The following is a 2,641-nucleotide window of genomic DNA, read 5'->3' as shown; positions in this document are numbered from 1 at the left end:
CCAGAGTTTCCATCACTGGTCGGTGGTTTGGTTAGTGTCGCCATCGTTGTTAATGCGGCAAAACGTGGATTCTTAGTTCCAAAAACCACATGGGATTTTGAACCGCAAAAAAACTGGCCAAGTGAATGGCTTGGTAAGTTAGTCGTTAGTAAGGAAGATTTGACGCCGAATGAAGATGGCAAGAAAATGTCTATTTTCATGGCATGGTTCCCTTACTTACTAGTTGCGCTGTTATTGGTTTTTTCAAGAGTGTTTGTGGGCTTCAAAGATTTTCTGACTAGTGTGACGTTAGACTTTACATCAGTATTGGGTGAGGCGGATATTAGCGCTGGTTTTAGTCCTTTATATTTACCTGGTGGATTGTTGTTAATCAGTGCTTTGGTTGCCGCTTTTTTCCAAACCAAAAAGCCAGGTAGTGCACTAAATAGTGCGCTCAAAGAGTCAAGCAAGACTGTGTTGAGTGCTGGTTTTGTTCTTATCTTTACGATCCCAATGGTCAGGATTTTTATCAATTCAGGCGTCAATCTATCAGATGTGGCAAGTATGCCAGTTGCGAGTGCAGAATTGTTCGCTGGTACTTTTGGTAATGTTTTTCCCTTAATTAGTGCAACGATTGGAGCACTTGGGGCCTTCATCGCAGGTTCTAATACCGTTTCTAATATGATGTTTAGCCAATTTCAGTATGAAGCTGCAATTAGCTTGCGTATTTCACCTTCTATAATCATAGCAGCACAAGCCGTTGGTGCAGCAGCTGGTAATATGATTGCGATACATAATGTGGTGGCGGCCTCAGCAACCGTAGGTTTGCTTGGTATGGAAGGCGCTACCCTCAGACGCACGATTTTGCCTACTTTATACTATGTATTATTCTGCGGAATAATCGTTATGGCTGCCATTTACATTTTCGGTTTTCACGGTCCTTTAGCACCATAAGGCACATGTAACCCCCCAAGATAAAGAGATTGATATGCATTCATCAAACCTTTTCTCATCAAATAAGCCTTCTCGAGACATCATTAGCCCCGATCAAGTGTTAGACAAACTAACGAACGTATTAGGTGCTAGTAATGTACAGGCAGATCCAGAGAAAAACGAACACTATAGAATGGGGTGGCGTTCTGGCGGCGGAGCTGCATTGGCTGTTTTGTTTCCGCAAACATTGCTGGATATTTGGCGCAGTCTAGAAGTGTGTGTTGAAGGCAATTGCATCATTATTATGCAAGCAGCAAAAACAGGATTAACCGAAGGCTCGACGCCAAGCGGTAATGACTATGATAGACCTGTGGTCGTTATTAATACCCTTGCCATAGACCAGTTGTACTTGGTCAACAATAATGAGCAGGTAATCAGCTTACCTGGAGCGACTTTGCACCAACTACAAAGTCAGCTTAATACGGTCAATCGAGCCCCTCACTCAGTCATTGGTTCATCGACTTTAGGGGCGTCTATCATTGGTGGGGTTTCTAATAACTCAGGAGGGGCCTTGGTTAAAAGAGGCCCTGCTTATACTGAGCTTGCCTTGTTTGCACAAATCAACGAACAAGGTCAGCTGGTGTTGGTCAATCATCTAGGCGTAGAGCTAGGTGACACGCCAGAAGCAATACTGACGAATTTGCAAAATGGGGATTTTGATAAAAACAAATTACCTGACAATGGCAAGATGGCATCAGACAAAGAGTATATCGCTAGAGTAAAAGATGTTGATGCAAGCACGCCTAGTCGCTTTAATGCGGATAAGCGGAGACTGTATGAAGCCAGTGGTTGTGCAGGTAAGCTTGCTGTATTTGCAGTACGGCTTGATACCTACCCAACGGCTGTAAAAGAGCAGGCTTTTTATATAGGTAGCAACAGTGTGAGCGAGCTTGCACAGTTGAGAAGACAGATATTGTCCAATTTCAAAAACATTCCTGAAGTGGGCGAGTATATGCACCGTGATATATTCGATGTATCTGCCAAATACGGTAAAGACACTTTCTTGAGTATCAAACATTTAGGGACAGATGCCTTACCGCGCTTGTTTGCTATTAAAGGCGCGATTGATGCAAAATTTAGTAAATGGTCGTGGATGCCCAAGCACTTTACCGATAAAGTCATGCAGTTTATCGGTAATATATTTCCAAAGCATTTGCCTGAGCGAATGATGGAATATCGTGATAAATACGAGCATCACCTCATCTTAAAAATGAGTGATGACGGTATCGAAGAAGCGCAAGCGTTTTTGAAGTCGTTTTTTGCGACCTCAGAAACAGGCGCTTACTTTGAATGTGATAAAAAAGAGTCAGAAAGCGCCTTCTTAAATCGTTTTGCGGCAGCCGGTGCCGCATTACGCTATGAAATCATACATGAAAAAGAAGTTGGTGAGATATTGGCATTAGATATTGCCATACCGCGTAATGAATTAGAATGGCTTGAAACCCTACCTGAAGAAATTGAAAAACACTTAGAGATGAAGCTGTATTACGGACACTTCTTTTGCTATGTGTTTCATCAAGATTATATTTTGAAGAAGGGCAGTGATGCACACCTTGTTAAAAAGATGATGTTAGAGCTATTGAGCGCACGCGGAGCCAAATATCCTGCTGAGCATAATGTAGGGCATCTATACGAAGCAGAGCCTGATTTGCAGAATTTCTATAAAAGC

Annotated in this window: 2 protein-coding genes; both read left to right on the top strand. The window is 42.5% G+C overall.

Going from position 1 to position 2,641, the window contains the following annotated elements:
* Positions 1–933, top strand: a 933-nt coding sequence (locus tag EI164_RS15545) for an L-lactate permease (protein WP_192520875.1), incomplete at its 5' end; no start/stop codon positions are given.
* 34 nt (positions 934–967) lie between these two features.
* Positions 968–2,641, top strand: a 1,674-nt coding sequence (dld, locus tag EI164_RS15540) for a D-lactate dehydrogenase (protein ID WP_225739355.1), incomplete at its 3' end; no start/stop codon positions are given.

Source organism: Psychrobacter sp. FME13, from assembly GCF_014861395.1.
In the GTDB taxonomy this organism is placed as follows: domain Bacteria; phylum Pseudomonadota; class Gammaproteobacteria; order Pseudomonadales; family Moraxellaceae; genus Psychrobacter.
This window is presented reverse-complemented; position numbering and strand designations above follow the sequence as displayed.